Source organism: Leptospira kmetyi serovar Malaysia str. Bejo-Iso9, assembly GCF_000243735.2.
GTDB lineage: Bacteria > Spirochaetota > Leptospiria > Leptospirales > Leptospiraceae > Leptospira > Leptospira kmetyi.
The window spans coordinates 1,895,402-1,920,362 of the sequence record NZ_AHMP02000003.1; the positions used below are offsets into that span (position 1 = coordinate 1,895,402).

The window sequence follows — 24,961 nt, forward strand, 5'->3', positions numbered from 1 at the left end:
CCTACATTTAGTAGTGAGTCCGTCGGTTTGTATGAGATCCTACACTTCGTAGTGAGTCCGTCGGTTTGTATGAGATCCTACACTTTACCGAAAACGGTCGGGATCTCCATTCTCCCCTTAACGTTGGCGAGGAGAAACCGAAGGCTTAGAAGAAGGTGGAATCAAACTCGAATCCAAAGCCGGGCCGTCCCAAATCATCCGGATAAAATCCGGATCGGAACGAAACGAATTGAAATCCTCGTCCTTTTCGAAATCCACGGTTTGTTTTCCCAAAAAGAACGCCATCTTCATATATTGAAGCATCTCTTGTTTGTTCCCTTGAAGCGCGTGTAAACAAGCAAGATTGAAAGCGAGCCTCGCGTCCCCGATGGGATTCGGAATCATTTTTTGAATCAAAGGAAGAAATTGAAAGTCCTTACTAGCGCTCGTATAAGCGATGAGATCCGCCGTAAAGTATTCTCGGGAAGAATAAAGATTTCCGGTTTTGGTTCCCTGAATGGCGCTATCGCCGATCCCAAGAAACGGAATTGTTTCCGAATAAAGTTTCGCGATCAAAGCGGCGGACGACCATTGTTTCTGTTGAATATAAGAATTAAATTTGGAAGCGGTTTCCGCGAGAATAAAATTTCTTAGAGATTCCTTGAGTTCGGGAGAATCTTCATTGCGAAACGTTTCCAAGTTTTCGATCCATTCTCTTTCCGCGGCGATCCGTTCTTGTCCTTCGCTTCGTTCCATGGCTTGCACCGATTTCGTCCAACGTTCGGACGCTTTCATCGGAAACAAAACTGCGCAGTTCAGGAAAAACCCGGCAGAACAAACAAGGAATAAAGGATAAATACGGTTTAAGCTCATAGTCGTTGATCGATTGAAAGAGTAACCAAAGGATTTGGAAAAGTTTCCCGGTTTTTTGTTTCGTAAGATTTTTTTTTGAAACCGAGCCTTTTTGTGGCTTTTCAAAAGCGAACAAATGTTCAACTTGATGGACCGTAGAATAAAAAGCGAATTCATGCGACAAGATTACCCGAAGATCAATTTCGAATCTCCCGCTATCTTAAAATACCGCCTTCCAACCGTTTGGAAAAACTCACAGGAAATCGATTCGGACAACTCGGCATCCGAATCAACGATCAATGGCGAATTTGTTTTGGATGGAAAGAAGGAAACGCATAGCATAAGACGTGGAAATCGTAGATTATCATTAGGAGAACGAAACAGGAAAAAGATCCCGAACGTCCATCCAGCTGAAATATTAAACGAAGAGTTTCTGCTTCCGATGAAAATCACCGCGTATAGACTTGCAAAAGAAACAAAACTGAATCCTACACGAATCAGCGAAATCATTCGCGGCAAAAGAGGAATTACCGCGGATACGGCGTTGCGGTTTTCGAAGTTTTTCGGAAACTCGGTGGAATTCTGGATGGGAATCCAAGACGAATTCGAAATCCGGGAGGAACGTCGCAAAATAGGACCGGAATTGGAAGGAATTCGACATTACAAAGAACTGATTAAAGCGTGATCGATTTTATTCCAAACAAAGTAAGGCGGCAAAACATAATGATTTTCTAATATAAAACTCGCTTCGAAAAAGAAATTCTTATAAAGAACAACGCTACAATATCGCCTATCGATTTATCGTTTCATTTGCACAATCCGCGATTCAAAGTCGAGTTGATTCTTATTTCTTCAAAGTAGTTCTGTAGATGATATAATAAATTCCGTACGAAAATCCGAGCAGACAAGCGCCCAACAAACCGAACGGGGAAGAATGAAATTTCGTATCCAGATAATTTCCGAGATAAACGGCACCGACCACGATAACCGCGAACTCCATTCCGAGCCCCGCGTATTCCCAAGGAGAAACTTCCTTTTCTTTCGGTTTAGAATCTTTTTGAAATCCGGATGCGTCCGGAACGTTCCGAACTTCCTTATTCTTATCTTGATCCGGATCGGAAGATTCTGAATTCTTTTCGGACATACGTTTTTAATTCCTCGTATCAGGTTAAGACGTTTTTGGTCGACGTTCCCAGAATCAGCGGAGAATCGAACCGATCCGATTCCAACGCACTTCCATTCTCCAGATTCTATAACGAAGAGTGCGTTCGATCCAACCCGCCCTGCTTTCTTCGCGCACCAAGCCGATTTCGGACGGATGACAATTCTTTACCAACTCTTCGCCTTGGTATCGTTCGGCGAACTCGGGACCTTTTTCGGAAAGTTCTTTTCCGTTTTTATATTCGCAGACGTTGTCCTTCCAGTTGATGGAAAAATAAATCACGAGCGCTTTCCCGAGAATGTCTTCGCGTTTAACGAATCCCCAAGCGCGGGAATCGTGAGAATCGTCGCGGTTGTCCCCGACGACCATGTATTGATTTTCGGGAATTTCGCACCCGATCGAAAAATTGCATTCGTAACCGTCGAGTCGTTTGCGGTCTTCTTCGTATCCTTCGAGAACGTAGTGTTCGAATCCCGGTTTCTTTTCCAAAAACAAGGATCTCGTCGGCGCGTAAAGATTGTCCAAGTCACCGAGCAAATCCCCTTCTTCCACTTCGACCGGATCGTATCCTTGAAACGTATCGGAACCCTTTTCCTTGTATTCGATGACCGAATAGTTTACGTTTCCTTTTTTCGTGGAAAGAAATTTCGAAGTGATTCGGATCGTGTCGCCCGGAAGTCCGATCACACGTTTTACGTATCGTTTTGCAAAGAATCCGTCCCTGCTGTCTCCGAGGCTCAGAGCGCGCAATGGAGGCGCAAACGTTACGATGTCTCCGCGTTTCGGATCGTCGATTCGGAAAAGTTCGGATTCGGTAAACGGCATTCGAATCGAATATCTCATCTTATTTACGAATAGAAAATCCCCGATTTTTAAGGTGGGAATCATCGATCCCGAGGGAATGTTATTCGCGTCTAAAACCGAGGATTTGAAGGCAAATACCAGGATCACGATGAGAATAAAGGAAAAAGTAGAGCTAAGCGGAGATTCTTCCCCTGGGGACGAATCTTTTGTTTTTACCTCGGGTTCCAGGTTCATAGGGAAAGCAAAAAGAATCTCACTTCAGTTGTCAATCCTGCGTTAAAAATTCTATCGGTTTTTCAAAAACCGTCGATACTTCTACTGTGAAAGAGCAGATAGACCGCAAACTCATCGAACTCAGAAGGACCCTCGTTTCTCTTACCGATCAGTATCCGATCTGCGGACTGAAAGGCGGGACCGAAACGGAGGATATGGACGCGGATGAAATCCGAATTCTCCATTTGGTGGCTAAGGATCTGATCCCGGTCACGGTTAAAATCGGAGGACCGGAGGCGAGGACGGATATCCGTATGCTCGTCAAAGAGGAGATCGAAGGGATCTGCGCCCCTATGATCGAATCCTCTTACGCTCTTAAGAATTTTATTCAGACATTAAAAAGTATGCTCACTCCCGTGAACTACGGAAAGGTCTCCAAGTCGATCAACTTGGAAACGATCACGGGTTATAAGAATCTTATGGAAATCGCCGACTCCCGTCCTTTCGAGGATTTGGATCAGGTTACGGCGGCTCGTTCCGATCTTTCGGCTTCCATGGGTTTGATTCCGGACGACGAAGAAGTGATGAGAGTAACGAAGAATATCGTCTATCTCTCCAGAGAAAGAGGCAAAAGAACCTCCGTCGGCGGCACGATTACGAAATCCAATTTCAGAAAAATCGCAGAAGTCATCGGTCCCGATTTGGTCAACTCGAGACACGTCGTCGTAAACGTTCAAGATTCGTTGAAAAAGAGCGCGGAAGAAGTAGCTGAAGCGATGTTGTTTTTCGAGATCGAACTCTACGATCTATTCTCCGTTTTAAAACCCGAAAAGGCTTTCTCTTATAAGAATAGAATGGAAACCAACCGGGAAAGAATCGGAGCGAGAAAGGTTCTCTACTCGATTCGATAAGAATGGCGAAAGATACCCGGGATCTCATTCTCAAAACCTCCCTCAAACTTTTTTCCGAACAGGGTTATCACGGAACCACGATGAGACAGGTCGCCTCCAAAGCGAGCATGTCTCTCGGGCTCGCGTATCGTTATTTCGATTCCAAGGAAGCGATCTTGGAAGGAATCATCGAATCACATGATAAAATTCTAAAACGTTACGTGACGGACGAGGTTGTCGCAAATCCGAGCCGAGAGGATCTGATCGTGAACGTTTCGGAAAGTATCATCACTTTAGTAAAGGAAAACGAGGATTATCTTCGTCTTTATTGGAATCTGATGCTTCAACCGAAGATCCATCGTTTGAAACGCCGGAACATTCATCTTGTGAATATGATCTTTTTTGAAACTTCGAAAAAGACGATCCGCTCCATTAAACCGAACTACACGGAATTCGAGATCAAAAATCTCGCGTCGACCACGATCGGTTATATGATCAATTATCTTACGAACAAAAAAGAATTCTCCCTCGACGACTTTCGGAATTACCTCGTTCACACTCTGAAGAATACATAATTCGATTCCGTTAGAATCGAATTAGCCAATTGATAGCCGAGCCTTATCTCGCGACCCATCGGGAGCGAGATTGAGTTTCTCGTTGGCTCCCAGCGAAGTTGGGAAATCCGAGCGACCCGTAGGAAGCGAGTCGCCGAGTTGCAAGGTGGTGGGAAAACCTCCGACCAAACTCCCCGTCACGGAATCGCTCTTTCCGCAAGTTCAATTCTTTGCCGAGTTGTCGTACCTCCGACAAGATTCTCCTCAAATTTATTTCCTTGCCAACCGTGCCGAGACGAATACCCTCAACCGTCGGAGACATTTCCTTTGAAGCGGATCTTATTTACGGAATTCTTCCCCGAAGGAAGTCAGGAAAAATCGGTCGCAAGCCCGTGCGAAGTCCTTTTGGAAGCGGGCGACAAACCGGCGGGTCTTCCCGAGTTGGATTGGCTTTGTTCGAAAGGTCTTGTTTGGATCGACCTCGATTCCACCGAAGGCGAAGACTTGGATTTTCTCGCAAGAGAATGCAACTTTCATCCGCTCGCAATCGAAGACTGCATCAATAAAAATCAAAGACCGAAGCTCGATGAATACGGAACTTACATCTTCATCGTTCTCCACCGTTTTCAATACGACGCGGATAAAAAAATCCTAAGAAGCAACGAGATTCACATCTTTTACAACGAAAAGTTCGTGGTAACGGTTCATCAAAAGGAAGAACCTTTGATTGAACAACTTCGGGCACGTTGTATGACACAAGGAAACCCCCTTTCCAGAGGAACCGATCAGATTCTTTATATGCTTTTCGATCAAACCGTGGATTCCAATTTTCCGATCTTGGATAAGATGAGCGAAGAGATCGTTCGGATCGAGACCCAGATCCTCGTCAATCAGGACAGCCAACAAACGATCGCAGGAATTCTTTTTTTAAAACGAAATCTGACTCGAATTCGCAGGGTTCTTTCTCCGCAAAGGGAAATCGTAAACAGTCTGATCCGGCGAGACAGTAATTTCCTAAGTCCGAAGATCCAGATCTATTTCCGGGACGTTTACGATCACTTGAGCAGATTGTATGAAACGATCGACATGGACCGGGATCTTCTCGGGAACACGATGGACGCGTATTTTTCAGTGATCTCCCAAAGAACGAACGATATTGTTAAGCGACTTACTTTGATCAGTTTGATCTTTATGCCGCTGACCTTTCTCACGGGTTTTTTCGGAATGAACTTCACGGCGATCCCGTATGACAGCCAGCCGTTTTTAATTCTTACGCTCGGACTCGCGTCCCTCATTCCGCCGGGAATGATCTACTGGTTTCGTAAAAAACACTGGTTCAAAGGATAAATCGTTCTTTAGGAAACGTTCTCCCGAAATCTTTCCTTTAAGTTCGAGACGTATTCCCTTCCGACCGGAAGAACGGTTTCGTCCTCGTCGTTTAAAAAAACCTCGTAGCCGCCGCCCGCGTTCGATTTCATCCCGGAAATATATTCCAAATTAAGAATATACTTTTTGTGAATTCTCACGAAACGATCGCTCGGAAGTTCGGCTTCCAAGTCGCCTAACAATTTCGGGGTTTCATGGTCCTTTTCCAAGCTGTGTAAAACGCATTTTTTACCGTTTGCGGTCAGATAAAGAAGTTTGGAAAGACTCATCCTGTGCAGGATCCCCGATTCGCGGAAAAACAAAAAGGTCTCCGCCTTGTTGCCCTTTTTACGGACGGATAAGAATTCCTCCACCCTTGACATCGTTTCCCGAAATCTTTCGCGAGAATATGGTTTCAAAAGATAATCCAGCGCACCGGCCTCAAAGGCGCGTAACGCGTGATCCCGATACGCGGTCGTAAACACGAGCGCGGGCGCGGGTTTTCCCCTTTCGTCCAAAACTTGAATCCCCGATTTTTCCGGAAGATTTACGTCCAAAAAAACGAGATCGAAACTTTTTTTGTCCAGGATTTCCAGAGCCTGACGTCCGTTTCCTGCGACGGATTCTATCTTAAACGAGGGCCATTCTTCCAGATACTTACGCAGAAGTTCCCGGGCGGGAGCTTCGTCCTCCACAATCAAAACTGAATATAATAAATCCTTCATACAGAATATTCCAAAAGAACCATGGTTCCCCCGGACTCCCTTTCCTCTAATTTTAAAATGGCGTCCCGAAAATTATAATCGAGTCTTGCCTGAATATTTCTGAGCGTACTTCGGATCGCCTGCATCCCGAACCCTCCTCCCGGTCCAGCATATTGCCTTCTCGAAGTGGAAATCGTTCCGTTATCTTCTATGGAAATCCGGATCTTCCCGTTTTTGATCTCCGCGCTTACGTAGATTCTTCTTTGAACGTTTTCGGAATTGATCGAATGTTTAAAACTATTCTCGACCAAGGGTTGGATCGAAAGAGGAGGAATCGAAATCCCCGAAAAATCCCCCTTACTTTCCATTCTTAGCTCCATAAAATCGGCGAAACGAATCTTCTGAAGTTCGAGATAATTCTTCGTAAACTCCCATTCTTCCTTAAAGGAAACGAGACGTTCGGAATGTCTTTCCGTCAAAAACCGATACGAATCGGACAAAAGAAGAATCGCTCGATCGGCGCGCGCCGGATCGATTTCGAGTAACGCGTGAATCGTATTCAAGGTATTGAATAGATAATGAGGGTCCATTCTCGATTGAAGAGCCGCGTAATGAAGTTCCTTGAGCGCGCTTTCGGATTCTTTCTTTTTTTCGATCAGAATCTGCATCGATTTTTCCAAAACCGAGATGAATAACGCGAGGATCAGGGAACTCAGAAGAATATTGTAAGAACCGCTGTGATGTCTTCCGGGCGATTCCTCCGTGAGAGCGATCGCATGAAGAATTCCTCCCGCGGCCACGCCCACGATCGCGGCGAAACAAGATGCTAAAATTAAAATGACACCCGATTTTATAAATCCGTGTTTTTGTCTCGAGGAGTTCAGGGATTCCACGGTCATCTCCACGATTCCGCAAACGGAATGCGTCGTAATCTGTGTCGCAAAGAAGACTTTCCAAAACGGAGAATCGGAGTTGTGGGCGATTAATAGGGCGTTCATGGTTCCGATTACGGTGTTGATGGAGAACCAAAAAAATAGTTTAAACCAACGAATACGCTTACCGGAGTTCATTTCTCATTTACCTGCTTAGATGTGCATTTGAGCGCATAATTTATTTCCCGTCATTCCGGATTTCATCCTTTGGTTCCCCTAAATCTGACGTTCATTTCCTCCAAGGATAACCTTTCGGTAAAAGAATTGCCAGTGTTTGTTTTAATAAGAAGAAAGAGGTAGGATGAAAAAAAAACAGAATCAATTGACGGAAATAAGTTTTTCCCTGTTAATAACTGATCAGGGGAATCATGAACTCGCATCGAATTTGCCTAATTCTGTTTTTATCCTTATTTTTGGCCCGGAATATGTACTCTGAACAGGTAGTCACATCGAAAAAAGACGAACCGGACGCCTATTACGGTTTGGACATAAGGGGAGTTATTTCTCCGTCCTACGGCGCGAAGTTGAACAACGACTCGAGCGGAACCGTAAACAACGGAGCCAATCCGTATCTCAATCCGAACGACCGGGTCGGGTTTTCGACTCCTTGGACTCTTCTGATGATTTCCAAAAAGTTCGAAGATACCGGAATTCAAACCGAACTCTGGGGAGAATTGATCCGCAACGTCCAGCTAACATCGGATACGCGAGTCGACGGCGGAACAAAACAAAATCCTTATATTCTCAGCATACGCAGAGCGAGCATTAAAAAAACCTGGGAGACTTCCGCCGGAGAATACACCCTGAATTTCGGAATGCAGGAACTCCCCCATACTTATACGCAGTGGAGCAACTTTTGGAGATGGAGATACATCGACCGTGGTCCTCTCGAATCACTCGGCTTCTCCCCCCAACCCGCGGACATCGGACTGAGCGCGCTCGGCAAATGGTCGATCGTAAGTTCTCAGGTGATGGTGAGCAACGGAGAAGGTTATAGAGAATCGCAAAACACCAATTCGGCGGGAATGGATATATCTTCACGCTTTTCCGTTGAACCGGAGTTAGGCGAAAAAGGTAAGGCTGGTTTTCATTTTTTTTACAGAAGGGAGAATGCGTTCGGCGCCCGTAAAAACGAGTGTTTCGAAGGAAGAACGAATTGTCTTCCGAACGACCTCAATCCGAACACGAGTCTTTTTAAAGGAAGTCGTTCCCTTCAATCCGATACGGCCGGTTCCGAATTCGATCTGATCTGGAACGGCGCGGTGAAATTCAACTTGGGAATCGGAGCCTTCGCAAAAAGACAATACGGAGGCGAAATCCGGGATCGATTCCAACCCTTCTCCGCACCGTTGGTCTACGGCAAGGATCGTTTTGGAAAAGGCGGTTATGCTTGGCTTTCGGTCGGAATCGGAAACTTCAGCATCCTGGGAAGAATCGAACGCGGAACCGGATCCAACGGAATCGTCGGTGCGACCGAAACGCAACAAAGGGAATGGATTCCCGGAACGGGGGTTCCCGTTTCGACTCAAACGTTGCCGACCGCGCTTTCGACGTCGGTTCCCGAAACGTCTAACAACGGTTATTCGAGCAAGAGTTCCTTTCGAAGAGTCAGTCTTTTTATGGAATGGATCGTGATTCCCCAGTTTAAGATGGCGCTCGGTTATGTGGAGAATACGAACTACAACTCGAACGGAATCGCGCAGAACGTTTACGTCGATCAAAACGGCGTCGAAAAAACCGAAAAGGATTATTTAAACCAGTATAGTATCGGAGGACCGGGAATCGTTTCCTATTCCTCCGTGGATAAGCAGATTATCTTAAGAACCACGATAGAGTTTTAAATTAGGAGATTGTTATGAACCACAAGGTAAAGATCGCTTCCATTCTGATTTCCCTTACGATCACGGGAAGTTCGATCGTACTCCTCAGCCAGGAATCGAAAACGGGAGACGCAAAGATCGGCTTTCTATTAGGAAAAGCGAATGTTCAAAAAGCGGGAAAAACTTCCTGGGAACCTCTCAAATCGAACGACTTTGTGGACGAAGGGGATTTGATCTCCACGGGAAACGGATCCAGAGTCACGGTTCTTTATAAGGGTTCGGAGTTTAAAATCCAACAGAACAGTAAGGTGAAACTTACAAGTCTTTACGGAGAAAACAAGGACGGAAAAGTCGAAGTCAACTCCGGGTTCGCTTGGTTTAAGATCGTCGGACTGAAAGGAAAAAAATTCGACGTATCGACCGCAACGTCCACGGCGGGCGTGCGTGGAACCGCGTTCTCCGTTTTATACGATCCGAAAACCAAGGATTCTTCCTTTTGCACCTGCGAAGGTAAGGTTGCCGTTTCGGATTCCGAAGGAAAGGAAGTCATTCAGGAAAAAGGAAAAGGAACCGTCGTTTCTCCGAAACAATCCGAGATGAAAAAAGTGGAATATGACGGAATCATTAAGAAGATGAAAACTCTTCCCGGTTTCGAAGCGAGATTGAAACAGAATCTCTCTTTGAAAAACTGTCTCTCTTGTCACACTCCGGAAGGATGGACTCCTCCCGAAGACATTCAAAAAGACGAGACGTACGGCAAACAATAGTTTCTTCTAAACCAGAAACCAACATTCTCTGAGCCCGGTTCACGCCGGGCTTTTTTGTTTTTTTGTTACAAATTCGAATTCGTTCTTGCGAAGAAATTCGATGGTTCGCGAAAGATCGATCGATTCTTTCCCGCCCTCGCCGAAGTTCGATGCGATGCGAGAATCACTTGACACCACCCTTTCCTCCGTTAGATATAATTCTTCCAAAAAAGAGATAGGAGTTATTTATGATGCCCGAATTACATATCAATTACCTTGCGGTGCTCGCCGCGGTGGTCGTTCACTTTATCATCGGTTTTTTATGGTACGGACCGATCTTCGGCAAAGTATGGATGAAGGAAATGAACATTCCAGCGGACTTCCAACCCGATAAAAAGGAAATGTATAAGTCGATGGGACTGATGGTGATCGGTTCGTTTTTAATGTCTTACGTTTTGTTCTATACGACGAACGTTTGGAGAGCCTCTTCCTGGCACGCAGGAGAAGACAATCCAGCGTATCTCTACGGATTCTTTTCCGGATTTTATACTTGGCTCGGATTTTACGTTCCGATGCTCATCAATAACGTGGCCTTTGAAGGTCGATCCTGGAAATTTTTCTCCATCGGTGCGGGATACAACTTCGTCGCCTTGCAGGCCGTTGCGATGATTCTTTCCTATTGGAGATGATCTCGTTCGACAAAAGAAAAATTCTTAAGTCCTAAAATTCTCCCCAAACCAGTTAGGACAAAAAAAGACCGCCCTTACAAGCGGTCTTTTTTATTTGAGTAGATTAGAATATTCTAATCTACTGATTCTTTTCCGGAATCGATTAAGGGCAAGTGATCAGAACCCCCGGATCGGAAGCCGCAGGTCCTCCCGCAGTCAGACGAAGTCCTCCGAATACGTACGGATACGGTTCCGTATCGGCGATCGGAAGAGTGTAAAGAAAGGAATGTGTGGTTTTCGTAATGATCCCGCAAGCGTTTCCGTTGGAAGGATTGGTAAGCGCCGGAAGACTGATGCTCGCAGGAAGCGGAATCTCCTTCAAAACGTTGTTGACCAAGGGAACGATCAAGGACGGAACCAACGGATCGACCACCGCGAGAATTCCCTTCGGATCCAGACCGAACGGATTGGGTGCACCGGCGCCCGCCGATCCTTCTAAAATATCCAGCGTATAAGAAAGGGTCGGTCCGTTCGAGATCACGATCTTAAGCGCATTCAAATTTGCGTATGCAGGATTGTTCGTAGGATTGGAGAAGGTTACGAAATCAAAGTCCGCGATCCCCTTCAAACTTGCTCTCGCAGTGCTGATGAGATACGTCGAGTTATCCGCTCTTTTTCCCAAGATCGAGAGTTGAATGTCCGTGAAGTTCACTTCCAATTTCGGTTTCGCGGTTCCGGTCACCGGCTTCAACGTTCCGTTCGGAGCTTGAATCGGATCGACCTTGATGATGATATCGTCGGTTCCGCTGATCGCGGGAACCAAGGTTCCGGTCGTAGGATTGATTCCGATCAACTGCGATCTTCCCGGAGCGAGAATGTTGATGATCGGTGAAACCTTAATCAAGGACTCGGTCAACTGAAAGAGAGGATCGGTTCCCGCATACAACTTGATCGTATCGATAAATCCTTTGTCGATGTTTAGATCCAAGGCGCGGTTCTTCCAAAGATGATACGTGGCTTGTGTGATCGAATCGACCGTTAAAGAAAGTAAAAGCCCCGGGTTCGCCGCGCTTTTGGAGAACTGATAGATATTACTCATCGGTCCCGTAGGTTTGGAAACCACGAAGCCGGTCGTCAACTGATGCGTACGAGGAGAACCGATCGGGCTCGCCGCGGTGATTCCCAAATCGATGGAACCTACGATTCCCTTATTGACTCCGGTGACTCTCACTTCCGAATCGCTTCCCAATTGAATCTTAACGTTCAAAGGAAAGTTCGCAAGCGGAGCGGGAAGATAAGAAGGAAGAGCGATGTTCACTCCGGGATTTTTCAAAGATCCGATGATCGAATTCAAAACGGAAGGAGCCACGTCTTCGATGAAGTTACGCAACATCGAACGTGTGATCAGAGGAGTCAAAGAGGGAACCATTCCGTTCGCGGCTCCTTCGGTGGTTCCCGCAAGCCAACCCGCGAGTCCGCTCGTGGTCGCCTCGAGTTTCACCTGATTGACTCTTCCGTCCCGATCCTTTACGGTAAGATTGTTCGACCAATCGGTCGTGTTGAAGTTGGAAAGATCCGTGATCGGAGTAAAAATGTTAAGCGAAGCGTCTCCGTTCGTATCCACGGTCAAACTCGCCTTACCGATCGTAGAACGGTCCGCAGGCGGAGCGTCGTTGTAATTCAAATAAGCGGTTGTGGAGAATACGAAACGGTTCCCCGCGCCGATCACGAGAAACAAGGAACCCCGGCTTCTTGCGATCATCACCATGTCGACCGCGAGAGTTTTGCCTTTGAAGTTAAAACCCAATTCTCCCGTATTGTTTGCGACCATCGATACTCCGATGTTCTGCAACGCGGGATAACCGGAAACGTTCGTATAAACGTTAATTCCCGTGATATAAACGTCGATGTCGAAATCCGTACAACTCGTAAAGATCAAAGTCGCACAACCTTCCTGCGTAAAACCTCCGGGCTCGTCTCCGGCCGGTCCGCAATATCCGTCTCCGTATCCGGTCGCCGCGTCCCCGTAGTTACGGATATAGTTGGGCATCGAAAAACTTCCGATTCCGTTGTAGTCGATGCAATAACCGCTTCTTCGAGCCGTCGTTATCGGAAGACCCGCGAACTGATTGAACGTCTGATTGGTTACCTTAAAATTTCCCGCGGTGAATCTTTCCAAAACCTTGGAAAGAAACGGCATCGCCTGAGCTTGATCCAAAATGATCGAACCGCCTTTCGCGATCATGTTATTCGGCGTAGTATTCACATTACCATAATTGAATGTGGCAAAACGTTTAAAGACCTTGCCCGAGTTTACGGTGATTTCGTAATAATAAACGTTCCCGCCTACGAAAGGGGGAAGAGCGGATGCACTCAGATTCGTATTGATCGTCGCGGTCATATCGCAAGCGACGCCGGAACTGCTGCAGATCGTAATTCCGGCCGTGTTCGTATCGCCCATATGTTTGAGTTTGATGGATTGGATCGAATTCGCGCCCGCAACCGGATTGGTGAACGTGGAAGTCAGAGTCAGGGTCGGAGTCGTCGCCTTGTTGAACGTGACGTCGTTCGTTCCACCGAGCACGTTAGTCGTGTTTATCTTATTGGTCATCAGATAATCCGGTTCCGTTTTGAACGTTTGGCTGTAACTCGTAAGACTTTGACCGTCGATGGTTTTGGAAGCGTTGGTAAGACTGAACGTATATTGTTCGTTGGTTTTGAATTCGCGATACGGATCGAATACCAAACGGGAACTGGAAGCCCAGTAGAATTCTCCGCCCTTACCCGGACCCGCGAGAACTCCGGTGCTCGGACTCAAAACCAAATCGGCTTGAACCGTCGCCTTGTTCATCGGATGAGAAAAACGGATCTCGATACTTTTGTAACGATCCACGTCCGAATACGAGGAAATAAAAAGAACGGCCTCGGGGGCCACCGCTCCGAAATTCGCGGGAAGACTCGTAGGAGTGTCCGTTTCGGTATAAGGCGCGACCACGTTAGTCGAAACCGTGATATCGGTCGCCACTCCGAAAAGGGAAAGAACGCTGTTGAGAGGAGACCCCGCGTTTTTATCCGCGGAACAACTTATTCCTAAGAAAATCGAAATCGCAAACATACCCGCGAATCTTAAAGCTTTCTTTTCGTTCATCTTCATTACCCCGCTCTTCTCTTTGTGTATCATTGTTGCACCGAAAACATAAAATTCATATCGTCCCACAACGTCGACGTGGGTTGATCGTTGTTCCAATTGTCATACATATAAAAACCCACAGGGGAGAATTTTCTTCCCGCCTGATAGATGTCCGCCATCTGACGAATCAGAGTTCCCGTGGAAAAAAGAAAGGAACGATTCGTATCCTGTGTGTTTTGAATGATGTCCGATCTTAAAAAATTCTTCAGATCCGCGAAAAGATCTTTCACCGCAAAGTCCGGATTCATAAACATTCTCGCTTCGAGATAACTGAAAAAACCGCCCGGCGTCGAGATGTAATAGCCGGTTCCGTAAAGCGATCTTCCGTACGGAGCCATCGCTTCCAACACGGGCGGAACGCTCTTGGTGAGAATATTCGTGATCGTATAAGATCTTGTGTTGTCCGGATTGTAAAACAGGGAAGAACCGAGATTCAAAAGTTGTGTGATATCGGTACTGCTCGGTGAAATGTCCAACAAAAGATTGAGAAGAAAATCCAAACTCGCGACGATCGACCAGCCCGAACTTCTGGAAAGATAATCTTTGAAAAGATTCACGACGTCGTCCACTCCGCTCCAAAGAGGATCGAAGATGTTCGTTCCGTTTACGGTCGGATAGTTCGCGACCTTGTCTCTCCACTCCGTGAACTTAGTCTCGATGTTGAACTGAACCGCGGTCGGAGTTTCGGCGTTGAGTTTGATCTCTCCCATCACCAACTTCAGTCCGTTAAAGACTTTCGTTTTAACGTTTACGTTAGCCGGAAGACCGAGTTGACCTAAGAATTTAACGAGCCCCGTAAGAAGCTGAGTTTTACCGATCAGATTCAAGGCCCCATCCTGAAAACGTCTCGTGTTTTCGGAAAGAACGCTGATTAAAGTTCGATATTCTTGCGGACCGGAACTCGTCATCGGAAAGTATTCCATCGTCGAAGCGATCGGATTTCTAAAACCGTCCGCCATACCGACCGTACGAACCTGAGTAAAACTTGGCGGAGTCGGATTCGTAGGATTGGTTGCGGTCGTATCCGGACCGTAAAACACCAAGGGCCTGGAAAGAATTTCCGCAAGACCGGTGAGGAGCGTATAAGGATTTTTGAAACCTGCGGTTTGTTGACCGGAAACCTGATCGTCCATCGCTTTTGCTAATGCGACAACGAGAGGAGTCAAAGTATTTCTTTGCTCCCAGTTCGCGTTTACTAAATCGGGAATCACACGAGTCGCCGTGGTAAAACCCAATCGTTCCAAGACGGGAACGTTGAGCGAAATTACGGGCGGAAGCATTCCGTAGATCAAATCGGGATTCGGAACGATCAAGGACCAAAGAGCCGGATAAACGAACGTAACTTGAAATGCCTGTTGACCGTCCGCGCCGAATCCCCAACCTTCGAGCAACATCACGGAATCTCCCGGAGTATTGGAAAGATAGGTAAGATCGGCGCCCGCAGCGTTATACGCCTTTACGTAGTTCGCGTTGTCGATGGTCCAACGTCCGTTGTCGGTTGCACAAGCGCTCGGAAGACAGTTCGGCTTCAAGCTGAGCATTCCCACGAGACCGTTTCCGATCGCAGTAATAAAAAGGGCCTCTTCAAAAGCCACGGTCGCCGCAAGTTTCGCTCTTACGGGGAGAACCGCGACGAAACGTTTTTCATACATCAACCACTGAAGATTTTTGTAAAAGGCTTCCTCGTCGCTGTCCACGGCGCGTTGCGCATCCGTCTTTGGAATTTCGGTAATTGTATAATATGCGTTTGTTAGGTTACCGGCGGTACTTATAGAATTTGCAGATTTTATTCCTCTTAAACCAATGAAACAATAAGAATCATTGGGTAAATTTGGTCCTGCTGCGGGAGGTGCCGTTGGGTCAAAACATCGTTTTGTAGGTGTGTCATTCGCTACTGAATCTGGAATATCTAAACGAATTTCATATCGACGAGTTTGCCAAGTCGGTTTGTAAAGAGTCTCGGAAAGATCGTTGTTTCTCGTGATCGTTCCGTCCGGAGAAAGATAATTCCCGGAACCGTCTCTCCGATTCTTATTGTAGTAAGGACCGTAACCTCCGTAGGTCACCCGTTTGATCCAGTTCAAAGCCCAGGGAAGAGTTTTGTTATAAACACGATCAAAGTTCCCGGCCGCAGGATTGGCAATCGGCGCCGTTGCACCACGAGCATTGTCCTCCAGTAGAGAAAGGACCCTACTATTCAAATTAAATTTATGTACATCCATTAAGCCAGTTACTGGATTATATCTAAAAACTTTATCGCTATTGTAGCTTAAATTCGTAATATTCTTAAAATTGAATGAATCCGAAGAACCCATCACCGACTTGAGAGAATGGATCGCGTCACCTACGGTCAATTCCCCGCCGGTGGTTCCGTTGATCCAATCGTTCGTAGTATTGGAAGTATCCCAGGTAAAACCGTAGTTGTTCGCGATCGTAAGAACCACAAAAAGGGTTTCCAAAGCGGACATGGAGCGACTGGTTCCGTCGTAAGCGCGGTCCTTACCGTCCACGTCGATGCGGATCAATTCTTTCAAAGAACCGTCCACGTTCGAAGGAGAAACCGCAAAACTCAGAAGACTTAAATTCTCCGCCGTCTTTTGCAATAAATTGACCGGAGTTGCGGTTAACGTTCCTGTGTCCAAAAGACTGCGAACGATCTGAAAGGATTCCATCATAAAGGATTTCAGTTCGGCGGGATGAAGAGGATCGCTGTAGTCCGCGTTAAACTGAGCGCCGCCCGCAGTGAAGTATTTATCCAAATTGAAAACGAGTTCCTTCATCGCGGTGTTCGGAGTTTTGAAATCGCTGAAACCGGCGCGTTTGAACATCATCTCGCCGAGATCGTAGATGATGGAGATAAAACCGTCTTTTAAGGAACGATCGGCGACTAACGCAGGATCGAAAAAGCCGTTGAGAAGACTTTCCACGCCCGCTCTTGCGTTCGCGTTCGCGATCAAACCCTTATACGCGACGTCTTCGATTTCGACCAAAAGATCGTGCGTGCTTTGGCTTTTCAGATCCGAAGAAAAGTTCATGATCGATTGAGTGACCTGATCCTTGTTCTTGGAAAGATATTCCTGACGAAGCGCGTCTGCGGAAATCGGAACGATGTTTCGCACAACGGGTTTCGGATAATGACGGATCTTTTCGAAAAGCGGCTGAACCTGATCGTAAGCAGAAGGATTTGTGGTTTCCATTTTCTCGATGAGAGAAGCGGAATCCAAACCCAGGTTTTGAATGCTGGTTCTGCTTACAAGAAGCGCGGATTGACTCGCTCTCAAGGTTCCGAGATTATCTTCCCGAGTCGCCTTTGCGAGGTTATCACCCAAGGCCTTGTTGAAATCAACCGGGTCCAAACTCACAAAAAAACTTTTGAGAACGGGAAATCCGTTTAAAACGGTGAAAAGAGAAATTCCGTCGTACGAATTGATATTATCAAAGAAAATCTTAGAATCGTATTTCGTGGATTGAGGTTTACACCCTAGAAAAAGCAGGAAAACCACCTGAAAGATTATTAGAAATCTATAAAATAGAGTTCCTTTTTCAGAAATGGCTAAGGCAAATGTGGGCTTTCGAATCTTATTCTTTTTCAAATTCATCCCTAAAATCCTCTTCGTCGGTTTCCCTGGAGGCAATACCCTGTAGCGATCGTTACGGGGTTTTATATATATACTAGATTCTAATTATTTTATAAATATATGCAAATATTTTTTTATATCAATCGTTCAAATTTTATATCGAACGCTACAGAACGTGACTTTAGGCTCACATTTTGCAAAACGAACGTTATTTTTAAACCAACTTGGAGAGAAAATAAAAAAGGCCGGCCTCCTTAGCAGGAGGCCGGCCTTGCTATACGCTTCTAAAACGCTTTTAAACGGGAAACTAGCTCGAAATCGATCAAGCCCCGGCGTTTTGAGGTGCGTATTTTTTCTTGTAAACCGCGTAGCCGATTCCCCCCAAAAGGAGAAGCAACCAGATATACCAGAATTTGATGAGAAGAATGGTGATCGCGGTAATCACAAAAGCAATCACGCCTAACACGACTTTGATGAGTCCGCCGCCCAGCTCGCCCACGAAAGGAATAAAACTCAAAAGAGCGGTCAGAGGACCGGCCATCAGAGTAAAACTGCCGAACATCGCGAGAAATCCGAAAAATCTCCCGACCCATTTCATCGTATTGTCGTCGGATTTGATATCCGCCATCGTTTCCGCAAAACCGCCCACGCTCGCGTTCAAGAATTGATTTCCTTCCGCGGAAGTGAACTGACCTACTTTGGAACCTTTGACGTCGCCGATAAAAGTCATATCTCCTTCGGGAATCGGAGTCACGGAGACCTTCACTCTTTCACAACCTTCCTTTTCGCTTTCCGCGCAGGACTTGGAACTGTGAAGATAACCGTCTCCATAAACGAAACCGTTGGTATGAATTTCGTCTTCGTTCGCGTCTCTGGAAGAAACTTGAGAAGTAAAGTTCACATCGGAAAGATTGACCGCATAATTCTTACCGTCCGCAAGAATACTTCCACCGGAAGCGGATTCGGATTGGTCTTTTACGGACTTTCTATGAAACGCCTTGGCGCGACATCCGGAAAGTTTAAAGTTGGAAGGATTCTCAGGAGAAGAAGTCCACTCAAGAACGCAGTTTCTCACTTCTTTCTTATTGCTTCCCGATCCTTCGGTTTTTACTTCCTCGTCCCAAGCATAGACTTCGGAACTCACCGAATAAGAAATGTAAGGACCGCTCTTCACGAATTCTCCGCCGAGAGGACTCGCCTTCAAGGTTCCGGTTACATACGAAGGTTGGCCTTCTTTTGCCTGTCCTGCGGGAACCGCGTTCTTCAACGCCGCGCTTGCCTGCTCGCAGGTTTCCACGTTGTAGATGATGATAAACGATACGGGTAACAAAACGATTCCCGTAAGAATACTCTTGAATGAATTTCCCATCTGGGATAAGAAACCTACGCTCTCGGTTGAGGACATTCCGTCCGGGCTTTCAAAGGCCATTGATTTTCTCCTTTTGATTGTATGTGGAAACTTTTTCAAATCCGCGGGACGCGGAAGCTGTGTGATTCTCCGCAGATTCGAAGGTTTGTAAATAATTTTTTATTCGATTTCCGTTTAAAAGAACGATCGACATATTTTTTTCGGAAGAATTTAGAAAGAAGGTATGAGATTTGGATAAAACATCCATGCGCTTTGTGTCGTTTTTATTTCCTTTTTTCATACTCTATCTTCCCGTTCAATATCTGTTCGGAAGTAAGGGAATCGGCGGCCCGATCCTCGAAATCGTTTTGATTCTTTGCGGAATTGTTTTTTGGTATTTCAATTCCAAAAACTCTTTGGAAAAGAAAACATTCGGTTCTTTTTTTGTTTCTCCTATGGTTTGGATATCGTATTGGTCCTTGTTCGTTTTTGCGGAAGGGATTTTTTATACGAAGAATGCCGCAGATTCTTTTTTGTTAGGCGACTTGGATTATACCGCTCAGCTGAGAATGATCCTTCCCGTCGCCGACGGAACGTTTTTTCAAACGCAGTATTACGGCGTGGATGAAAACGCGAATTTTCTTTCGCATCACATGGCGCCTTCCATTCTTCTTTTGTCTCCGTTTCCTTTTTTATTCGGTTCTAAACTCGGTTTCGGAATCGGAGTATTCCTCTTTGCTTCGAGTACGATTCCTCTTTTGTTTTTTTACTTAAGAGAATGTTCGATCTCCGAAGATCTTTCTCTTTGCGCCTGTCTTTTGTGGGCGGGTTCGTCCGGTTTTTATCGTTTGAATCATTCTTTGCACTTCGAGGTTTTGGTTCCGTTTTTGTGTTTGTGCGTTTTGATCGGAATCCAAAAAAGAAAGTATTGGATCTTAGGTCTCGGTCTTTGTTTTTTTCTGGGAATCAAAGAGGATCTTTCGATCTATTTGGCCGCGCTTGCGGTCGGAGCGGCATTCGCGGATTTCGAAAGAAGAAAGGAATGGATTTCCGTTTTTTGTATATGCATTTTTTATTATATTATTTTGGTTCCGGCTCTCGGTGCTTGGGCCGGTCAATCCGCACAAAGAAATTGGAAAGAATATTGGGGAGCCGGAAGCGAAAATCCTTTTACGACCGCGGTCAACTACATTCAAAATTCGGAAAGTAGATCCCAGTATTGGAAAGGATTTCGGGATCTCAGTTTGGAATGGGGTCTCGGAAATCTGACTGGCGGTTGGGTTTTGTTTCCTTTTTTCGCTTTGTATTCCGCGTTTCGTTTGTCGATTCATCCTTGGGTTCGGGATCTTTACAGCTATTATGTTTATCCTTTGATTCCGTTTCTGATTTACTTTTTGAAAACCGGAACGACTTGGATTCAAAAACGAAACGATAAAAGAACGATCCTATGGATCCTTCTTGCGTTCTTTTTGACCGTGTATCGAAACACGAAGGAAAACGATTATCCGATTCCGCTTTCGCCCGAATCCGATCGAGCGGCCGAGCTGGAAAAAATTCTCGAACAGATTCCGCCTAACGTGGACGTTTCCGCGGGGTTTCATATTTCTCCGTTCATTTCTTTGAAGAATTCCGTATATCCGATCCGTGAAACTAGAGATTGGAAAGAATGGATCGTATTGGATCTGCGATACAATTCTCCGTATTTGAGTTCGGAAAAAATTCTGCAAAGAATGGAATCGGATCTTCGTTCCGGAAAGTTGCGTTGGGTTCAAAGAACGGATCGTTTCGGCCTTCTTCGTCGGGATCAACCCGAATCCGAAACTAAAACTGAAATCAAGATCAGAGCCAAAACCCAACCGTAGTGCGCGCGGCGCGGAACCGCCTCAGTCGCGTCCTCACACAAAAGGCTTCGACAACGATCCTTCTCCGATTATTTGCTACAGTATTCTTTCAGTCGATTCTTTGCGTCGGCGTAACCCAAGTCTAAGGACTTTTGAAAATCCTTACACGCGGCGGCATTCTTTTTTAAAAATACGTAGGCAAGACCACGGTTGTGAAAAGCGACCTCGTCCTTCGGAGTCAACTGTAAGACTTTCGTATAAGTAACAGCGGAATCCTGATATCTTCCCAAACCGTATTGAGCGTACGCCAATTCAAAATACGCATACGCGTCTTTCTTATCCAGGTTCACGGCTTTTTGCGCGTCCTTTAAAGCATCGTCGTAATTCTCATCCGTATTTTCACAACGCGCCTTATGACCGTAGAGTTCCGCGTTGTATTTTTCTCCGAGATCGATCGCCTTTTGGAAGTCTTCGACGGCGGTCGGACAATCCCGCAACATCTCGTTCGCATAACCTTTGTAAAGAAACGCGCCCGTTTTATTCGGATCGATCTCCACCGCCTTTTCGAAATCCTTCACGGCTACATTATATTGTTTTAATGTATATTGAGCAAGGCCGCGGTTGTAATAACCCGAAGCGTCTCCCGGAACCAATTCCAGATATCTCGAATATTCCGTTACGGCCTTTAGATAATCTCCCTTTTCGTTCGCTTGATACGCTCGTTTGAAAATTTCGTTCGGGTCTTCGCCCGAGTTGTTTGGAGGAGGAATCGAAGCGCCGTTCGAATTCGCGTTTGCATTCGCGTTCGGATCGGAAGCGAAACTTTCTTTGATCTCATGAACGACCGCAAGAAAACCGCTCAACAAACCTTCGATCCAAGTCGGCTGTACGACAACGGTTGCGGGATCGGTTTGGTTCTTATTTTCCGAAGAACCGGGCATAAAAAGACTGAGGATTAAGATAAGAATTCCAATCAATAAAAACGAACCAAGGACTCGATTTGCCATCAGGCAATGGAAAACTAAAATTTCTAAGAATTCAACTTTTTATTCGGCAAAAATTTTCCAAAATCGATCGCGTTTTCGTTTTTTCGAAACGGAAGACCGACGAACCGTCGCCAAACGCGGGCGGTTCGCCGAAATGAAGATGAGAATCTACTCGGACTGAATGCTCAGAGTCGATTGTTTGCTCGGGTTGTGTTTTACGTCGAGACCGTAAACGAGCGCGGTCGGAACTGCGTATTGAGGATCGAACGTGTCGATCGCGATTGCAATTTTATTTCCGGCCGGAACGTCGTAAGCGACCGCGTTTAAGTCGATCGTAAGATCCACGGTTTCATACGCGGATTCGTAGATCGAAGCGGTTCCGTGAGTGATCAACTTGCCCACTCCGTTTTTTCCCACATCGTAAAAGTAAACGTTTACATTCGCTTTTCCTAATGAAGAAGAAAACTGACCTTTCCAAAAGATTTTTCCTCGGATTTTCAAAACGGAGGAAATCGCGTCGGATTCGTATACGATTCCGTTGATTCTACTCAGCCAATCCAAGGAAGCGGTGACCGGAACTTCCAGATGAGAAGCGAGAATATCCGAAAGCAAAGGAGCCCCGGTCGTAGCGATCGTATCCGCGCCCGAAAGAATTCCCGTGTTGGAATTGTTCGTGTTTTGGGTCGTCGAAATTTTACCGTCCGTAAAAAGGGTTCTCGGTTTTAGATAATACGTTTTTTCGGAAACGGTGGGAGAAGGCCAAGAAGGAAGAGTCACCCTGTCCCCGTTGAATCTTTTTTGAAACGTAACCTGAGGTTTGTTCATGATCCCGTTGTCGATTCCCTTTAACCAATAGTCGAACCAATCGTATGCGTTGGTCCAAACAGGATTAGAAAGTCCTAATATTCCTCCCACTTCCGCGGTCGCGTGAATCCCTTCGTTCAAATCCAGTTTTTTCGGAACGGTCAAAGAAGCGAAGTAATCCAACATCTGATTCGGATTAAAAAGAAAATCCTCGAAGTTGCTCGAGATATAAACCGGTTTACCGGAGGCGTTCAACTGAGAAACCAAACTCGCCGGAGAACGTTCCGCAGCCCAAGTCGTAACTCCCGCGATATCCGTATGCGAAAGAAGTTTACCGAAATTTTCCGCGATCACAGGATCCATTCTTCCCGTAAAATAACCGGCGCCCACAAGAATCAAACCCCATACCAAACGAGGAGTGTCGTTCCCGTATAAGGAACGCTTGAGATCGCCCCAACCGCTCATCGCAACCGCGGTTTTGATTCTCGGTTCGAAGCTGACTCCGATCAAAGAGATACCGGCTCCATAAGAAATTCCTGATATACCGATATTCGCGACGTCCGCTTGTGTGTTCGCCAAAAGCCAATCCACGACAGCGGACAAATCCGCTCGGTCCTTTAAACCCGCGGTGTTGATCAGACCGCCGGAGACGCCGAAGCCTCGCGTGCTATAACTCAAAACGATATAACCTTTTTTCGCGAGTTTTGCGGCGGGAACCAAATACTCGTATTCGTTCAAAGCCCAGCTGTTTACGAAGATCACCGCGGGATATTTTTGACCGGAGACAAGATTCTTCGGTTGAAAGAGATTCGCGGCAAGAACGGTTCCATCGGTGGAACGAACCGTGATCGAATCGTTGAACGTAAAACTTCCGTTGTTCTCCGCTTGAAACGCGGCGTTGATTTGTTCGGAAGTGATTCCTTGTTGAAACGTGCTCGCGGGTGCGTTCGTATTCAGAACGTTTTGCGAAGCTCCGGGAAGCAACGCTGCCAATGCGGCAATGTTTTCTTTGGAAGAATTTCCATTCCCGTCTCCGCAATTCAGATACAGTAAAAACAGGATTGCGGCCATTCCCGTTTTTAAAACACTCATTGTTTTAAATCCAATTCTCATTTTTTTCTCCTAAGTCATTTAGCGTATGAGCGCCTTTTCACTTACAAGAGAATGAGTTTACGCAAAGAAAGGATTTCATTCGCCCGAGATTCGAATTTCGGTCCAAAAAAAAGTCCTAAGTTTAGAATTAAGACAAATCGAGCGAACCTCAGTGAGCAAAATTGCCAAAAGCCGCGGAGATAAAGCGTCGGCTCATTGCGAAACAAGGATAGATTATCTAAAGAATTATTCCTATTTCTCTTCGTCCGCGCCGCCTCGACGAAACCAAGAAAATCACATTCTATTTTTATAATAGAATCTCAGCGTTTGGGACGGGATCTTCTCAAATATTCCCGAGGAGAAGTTCCGAATACGGATTTAAAGGCGAGATTGAAAGTCGCTTTGGAATTGAAACCGGAACGATACGCGACCGAAAGAATGTTCGCGCCCTCCTCGGTTTTGAGAATTTTCGCGGCTTCCTGCACGCGATACGCGTTGATAAACTTGGAAAAGTTCATTCCTTTTCTTGAATTTAGATATTCGGTAAGCTGATACGGCTTGAGATCCAACTTCACCGCGAGAGAGGAAAGATCCAAATCCTCTTGAAGAAATAATTTTTCCCCTTCCATCAGAATTTCCAATCGGGAATCGAGTTCCGAAAGATCCACTCGTTCCAATCTGGAATTCTGATACGCTTCCTTTACTGCTGGTCCGATCTCATTCAAAAGTTTCGGAGTTCTTTGATGAGAAAGATAGGCCATCACGGAATAAAACGTCGTAGCAACGACGGTAAAATACAACAATTCCAATTCTCTTAACAAATAGGCGGAAATCAAAATCAGAGTCACGCTCGCTCCGCCGGAAAGAATCAACAAAAGAAAACGACCGCCCGGTTCTTTTTTCAATTGATCGATCTTAAAGATCGATCTGCTCTCCCAGAAGATAAACGCGTAATAACCAAGGTTCACGAAAAAACCGAACAGAAAAAGAACGTCCCAAACGCTCGTGATCGATTTGCTGAAATAATCTTCGGGACGATTTCCGAACCATTCCGGAAAAATCAAAGAACAGGACGGAATCAAAATCGTAAGAAAAAAACCGGGAAAATACATCCAACGATCCGTCTTCCAAGAATAAGAATCCTTCACGGTCGCGGAAAACAAACTGTACATTCCCGCGCCCAAATACCAGGAATAGGGAACATACATGTAATTTAAAAAACGGGTTTCGAAACGGATCTCTTTGAGGATGAAATATACGTAAAAGAATAGAATGGAAGCACAGAAGTTTAAAAGAAAGACCAATCGATTTTGAATCCCGAACGGATTCCTGAGCAACGCCCCCGTCCCGATCAACAAACCGAAAACGGCTCCGAAAAAAACGGTTTCTATCAACATCGAGGACACGAGTCCAGATGGAAATCGAATCGAATT

At 45.8% G+C, this 24,961-nt stretch carries 19 protein-coding genes and 1 pseudogene; 9 read left to right on the forward strand and 11 right to left on the reverse strand.

All coding sequences use genetic code 11. The features are described 5' to 3' along the window. Positions 1 to 117 precede the first annotated feature (117 nt). Positions 118 to 735, reverse strand: coding sequence for a TPR end-of-group domain-containing protein (locus LEP1GSC052_RS11250; protein ID WP_240631065.1), 618 nt, complete (start codon positions 733 to 735; stop codon positions 118 to 120). Positions 736 to 1,050: 315 nt separating this feature from the next. Here LEP1GSC052_RS11250 and LEP1GSC052_RS20940 point away from each other — a divergent pair. Together LEP1GSC052_RS20940 and LEP1GSC052_RS11255 are read left to right on the forward strand one after the other, a co-directional pair. Continuing rightward, positions 1,051 to 1,170 (forward strand): annotated as a pseudogene (locus LEP1GSC052_RS20940) (type II toxin-antitoxin system RelE/ParE family toxin); the annotation flags it as partial. A 1-nt stretch (position 1,171) separates the two neighbouring features. Then, entirely contained in the window at positions 1,172 to 1,516 is a 345-nt protein-coding gene (locus LEP1GSC052_RS11255; protein ID WP_084492269.1) for a HigA family addiction module antitoxin, read from the forward strand. A gap of 159 nt (positions 1,517 to 1,675) precedes the next feature. Here LEP1GSC052_RS11255 and LEP1GSC052_RS11260 read toward each other — a convergent pair whose 3' ends face one another. After that, positions 1,676 to 1,975, reverse strand: a complete 300-nt coding sequence (locus LEP1GSC052_RS11260) for an AtpZ/AtpI family protein (RefSeq protein ID WP_010574131.1) — start codon at positions 1,973 to 1,975, stop codon at positions 1,676 to 1,678. Positions 1,976 to 2,029: 54 nt separating this feature from the next. Further along, a complete protein-coding gene (lepB, locus tag LEP1GSC052_RS11265) occupies positions 2,030 to 3,031 on the reverse strand; it encodes a signal peptidase I (protein ID WP_010574130.1) in 1,002 nt (333 codons plus the stop codon). A gap of 86 nt (positions 3,032 to 3,117) precedes the next feature. On the opposite strand from lepB, the gene LEP1GSC052_RS11270 reads away from it, so the two are divergent. From LEP1GSC052_RS11270 to corA, 3 genes are all read left to right on the forward strand, one after another. Then, positions 3,118 to 3,921 (forward strand): HpcH/HpaI aldolase family protein, encoded by an 804-nt coding sequence (locus LEP1GSC052_RS11270; RefSeq protein WP_010574129.1) that lies wholly within the window; start codon positions 3,118 to 3,120, stop codon positions 3,919 to 3,921. A gap of 2 nt (positions 3,922 to 3,923) precedes the next feature. Then, positions 3,924 to 4,475, forward strand: a complete 552-nt coding sequence (locus LEP1GSC052_RS11275; protein ID WP_010574128.1) for a TetR/AcrR family transcriptional regulator — start codon at positions 3,924 to 3,926, stop codon at positions 4,473 to 4,475. 306 nt (positions 4,476 to 4,781) lie between these two features. Next, positions 4,782 to 5,801: a magnesium/cobalt transporter CorA gene (gene corA, locus LEP1GSC052_RS11285; RefSeq protein WP_010574126.1), complete on the forward strand. Its 1,020-nt coding sequence runs from the start codon at positions 4,782 to 4,784 to the stop codon at positions 5,799 to 5,801. 8 nt (positions 5,802 to 5,809) lie between these two features. Here the strand turns inward: corA and LEP1GSC052_RS11290 are convergent, their stop codons facing one another. After that, on the reverse strand, positions 5,810 to 6,544 hold the full coding sequence (locus LEP1GSC052_RS11290; protein WP_010574125.1) for a LytR/AlgR family response regulator transcription factor: 735 nt from the start codon (positions 6,542 to 6,544) through the stop codon (positions 5,810 to 5,812). After that, positions 6,541 to 7,593: a sensor histidine kinase gene (locus tag LEP1GSC052_RS11295; RefSeq protein ID WP_010574124.1), complete on the reverse strand. Its 1,053-nt coding sequence runs from the start codon at positions 7,591 to 7,593 to the stop codon at positions 6,541 to 6,543. Before LEP1GSC052_RS11295 ends, LEP1GSC052_RS11290 begins: the two co-directional genes overlap by 4 nt. A 230-nt stretch (positions 7,594 to 7,823) precedes the next feature. Here LEP1GSC052_RS11295 and LEP1GSC052_RS11300 point away from each other — a divergent pair, with 230 nt between their 5' ends. The 3 genes from LEP1GSC052_RS11300 to LEP1GSC052_RS11310 all read left to right on the forward strand — a co-directional run bounded on the left by LEP1GSC052_RS11300 (position 7,824) and on the right by LEP1GSC052_RS11310 (position 10,710). Then, positions 7,824 to 9,296: a hypothetical protein gene (locus LEP1GSC052_RS11300; protein ID WP_040912970.1), complete on the forward strand. Its 1,473-nt coding sequence runs from the start codon at positions 7,824 to 7,826 to the stop codon at positions 9,294 to 9,296. A 14-nt stretch (positions 9,297 to 9,310) separates the two neighbouring features. After that, positions 9,311 to 10,042, forward strand: coding sequence for a FecR family protein (locus tag LEP1GSC052_RS11305; protein ID WP_010574123.1), 732 nt, complete (start codon positions 9,311 to 9,313; stop codon positions 10,040 to 10,042). Positions 10,043 to 10,269: 227 nt separating this feature from the next. Then, on the forward strand, positions 10,270 to 10,710 hold the full coding sequence (locus LEP1GSC052_RS11310; RefSeq protein ID WP_040912972.1) for a DUF1761 domain-containing protein: 441 nt from the start codon (positions 10,270 to 10,272) through the stop codon (positions 10,708 to 10,710). Between the two features lie 142 nt (positions 10,711 to 10,852). Here the strand turns inward: LEP1GSC052_RS11310 and LEP1GSC052_RS11315 are convergent, their stop codons facing one another. The 3 genes from LEP1GSC052_RS11315 to LEP1GSC052_RS11325 form a co-directional block, all read right to left on the reverse strand. Next, positions 10,853 to 13,837 (reverse strand): Ig-like domain-containing domain, encoded by a 2,985-nt coding sequence (locus LEP1GSC052_RS11315; RefSeq protein ID WP_167593879.1) that lies wholly within the window; start codon positions 13,835 to 13,837, stop codon positions 10,853 to 10,855. A 29-nt stretch (positions 13,838 to 13,866) separates the two neighbouring features. Further along, a complete protein-coding gene (locus LEP1GSC052_RS11320; protein WP_010574120.1) occupies positions 13,867 to 17,478 on the reverse strand; it encodes a hypothetical protein in 3,612 nt (1,203 codons plus the stop codon). 301 nt (positions 17,479 to 17,779) lie between these two features. Beyond that, the gene (locus tag LEP1GSC052_RS11325; protein WP_010574119.1) at positions 17,780 to 18,886 is read right to left on the reverse strand and encodes a TMEM43 family protein; all 1,107 of its coding nucleotides are present in this window, start codon (positions 18,884 to 18,886) and stop codon (positions 17,780 to 17,782) included. A 185-nt stretch (positions 18,887 to 19,071) separates the two neighbouring features. Between LEP1GSC052_RS11325 and LEP1GSC052_RS11335 the strand changes: the two genes are divergently transcribed. Continuing rightward, positions 19,072 to 20,667, forward strand: coding sequence for a DUF2079 domain-containing protein (locus LEP1GSC052_RS11335; RefSeq protein ID WP_020986057.1), 1,596 nt, complete (start codon positions 19,072 to 19,074; stop codon positions 20,665 to 20,667). Positions 20,668 to 20,735: 68 nt separating this feature from the next. Here the strand turns inward: LEP1GSC052_RS11335 and LEP1GSC052_RS11340 are convergent, their stop codons facing one another. The 3 genes from LEP1GSC052_RS11340 to LEP1GSC052_RS11350 all read right to left on the reverse strand — a co-directional run bounded on the left by LEP1GSC052_RS11340 (position 20,736) and on the right by LEP1GSC052_RS11350 (position 24,925). Further along, complete coding sequence (locus tag LEP1GSC052_RS11340; protein ID WP_020985692.1) at positions 20,736 to 21,653, reverse strand: tetratricopeptide repeat protein; 918 nt, start codon at positions 21,651 to 21,653, stop codon at positions 20,736 to 20,738. Positions 21,654 to 21,800: 147 nt separating this feature from the next. Beyond that, on the reverse strand, positions 21,801 to 23,528 hold the full coding sequence (locus tag LEP1GSC052_RS11345; RefSeq protein ID WP_040912975.1) for a CocE/NonD family hydrolase: 1,728 nt from the start codon (positions 23,526 to 23,528) through the stop codon (positions 21,801 to 21,803). Positions 23,529 to 23,848: 320 nt separating this feature from the next. Then, positions 23,849 to 24,925 carry a helix-turn-helix domain-containing protein gene (locus tag LEP1GSC052_RS11350; RefSeq protein WP_010574114.1) on the reverse strand — a complete coding sequence of 359 codons (1,077 nt, stop codon included), beginning with the start codon at positions 24,923 to 24,925 and terminating at the stop codon, positions 23,849 to 23,851. Between the last annotated feature and the right edge of the window lie 36 nt (positions 24,926 to 24,961).

Bases quoted from the DNA above. Each gene is read 5' to 3' on its own strand.
- LEP1GSC052_RS11350 (WP_010574114.1), bottom strand. From the start codon at position 24,925: ATGTTGATAGAAACCGTTTTTTTCGGAGCCGTTTTCGGTTTGTTGATC.
- LEP1GSC052_RS11340 (WP_020985692.1), bottom strand. From the start codon at position 21,653: ATGGCAAATCGAGTCCTTGGTTCGTTTTTATTGATTGGAATTCTTATC.
- LEP1GSC052_RS11335 (WP_020986057.1), top strand. From the start codon at position 19,072: ATGCGCTTTGTGTCGTTTTTATTTCCTTTTTTCATACTCTATCTTCCC.
- LEP1GSC052_RS11300 (WP_040912970.1), top strand. From the start codon at position 7,824: ATGAACTCGCATCGAATTTGCCTAATTCTGTTTTTATCCTTATTTTTG.
- LEP1GSC052_RS11310 (WP_040912972.1), top strand. From the start codon at position 10,270: ATGATGCCCGAATTACATATCAATTACCTTGCGGTGCTCGCCGCGGTG.
- LEP1GSC052_RS11345 (WP_040912975.1), bottom strand. From the start codon at position 23,528: ATGAGTGTTTTAAAAACGGGAATGGCCGCAATCCTGTTTTTACTGTAT.
- LEP1GSC052_RS11260 (WP_010574131.1), bottom strand. From the start codon at position 1,975: ATGTCCGAAAAGAATTCAGAATCTTCCGATCCGGATCAAGATAAGAAT.
- LEP1GSC052_RS11250 (WP_240631065.1), bottom strand. From the start codon at position 735: ATGGAACGAAGCGAAGGACAAGAACGGATCGCCGCGGAAAGAGAATGG.
- LEP1GSC052_RS11320 (WP_010574120.1), bottom strand. From the start codon at position 17,478: ATGAATTTGAAAAAGAATAAGATTCGAAAGCCCACATTTGCCTTAGCC.
- LEP1GSC052_RS11305 (WP_010574123.1), top strand. From the start codon at position 9,311: ATGAACCACAAGGTAAAGATCGCTTCCATTCTGATTTCCCTTACGATC.
- LEP1GSC052_RS11325 (WP_010574119.1), bottom strand. From the start codon at position 18,886: ATGGCCTTTGAAAGCCCGGACGGAATGTCCTCAACCGAGAGCGTAGGT.
- LEP1GSC052_RS11295 (WP_010574124.1), bottom strand. From the start codon at position 7,593: ATGAACTCCGGTAAGCGTATTCGTTGGTTTAAACTATTTTTTTGGTTC.
- LEP1GSC052_RS11315 (WP_167593879.1), bottom strand. From the start codon at position 13,837: ATGAACGAAAAGAAAGCTTTAAGATTCGCGGGTATGTTTGCGATTTCG.
- lepB (WP_010574130.1), bottom strand. From the start codon at position 3,031: ATGAACCTGGAACCCGAGGTAAAAACAAAAGATTCGTCCCCAGGGGAA.
- LEP1GSC052_RS11290 (WP_010574125.1), bottom strand. From the start codon at position 6,544: ATGAAGGATTTATTATATTCAGTTTTGATTGTGGAGGACGAAGCTCCC.
- LEP1GSC052_RS11275 (WP_010574128.1), top strand. From the start codon at position 3,924: ATGGCGAAAGATACCCGGGATCTCATTCTCAAAACCTCCCTCAAACTT.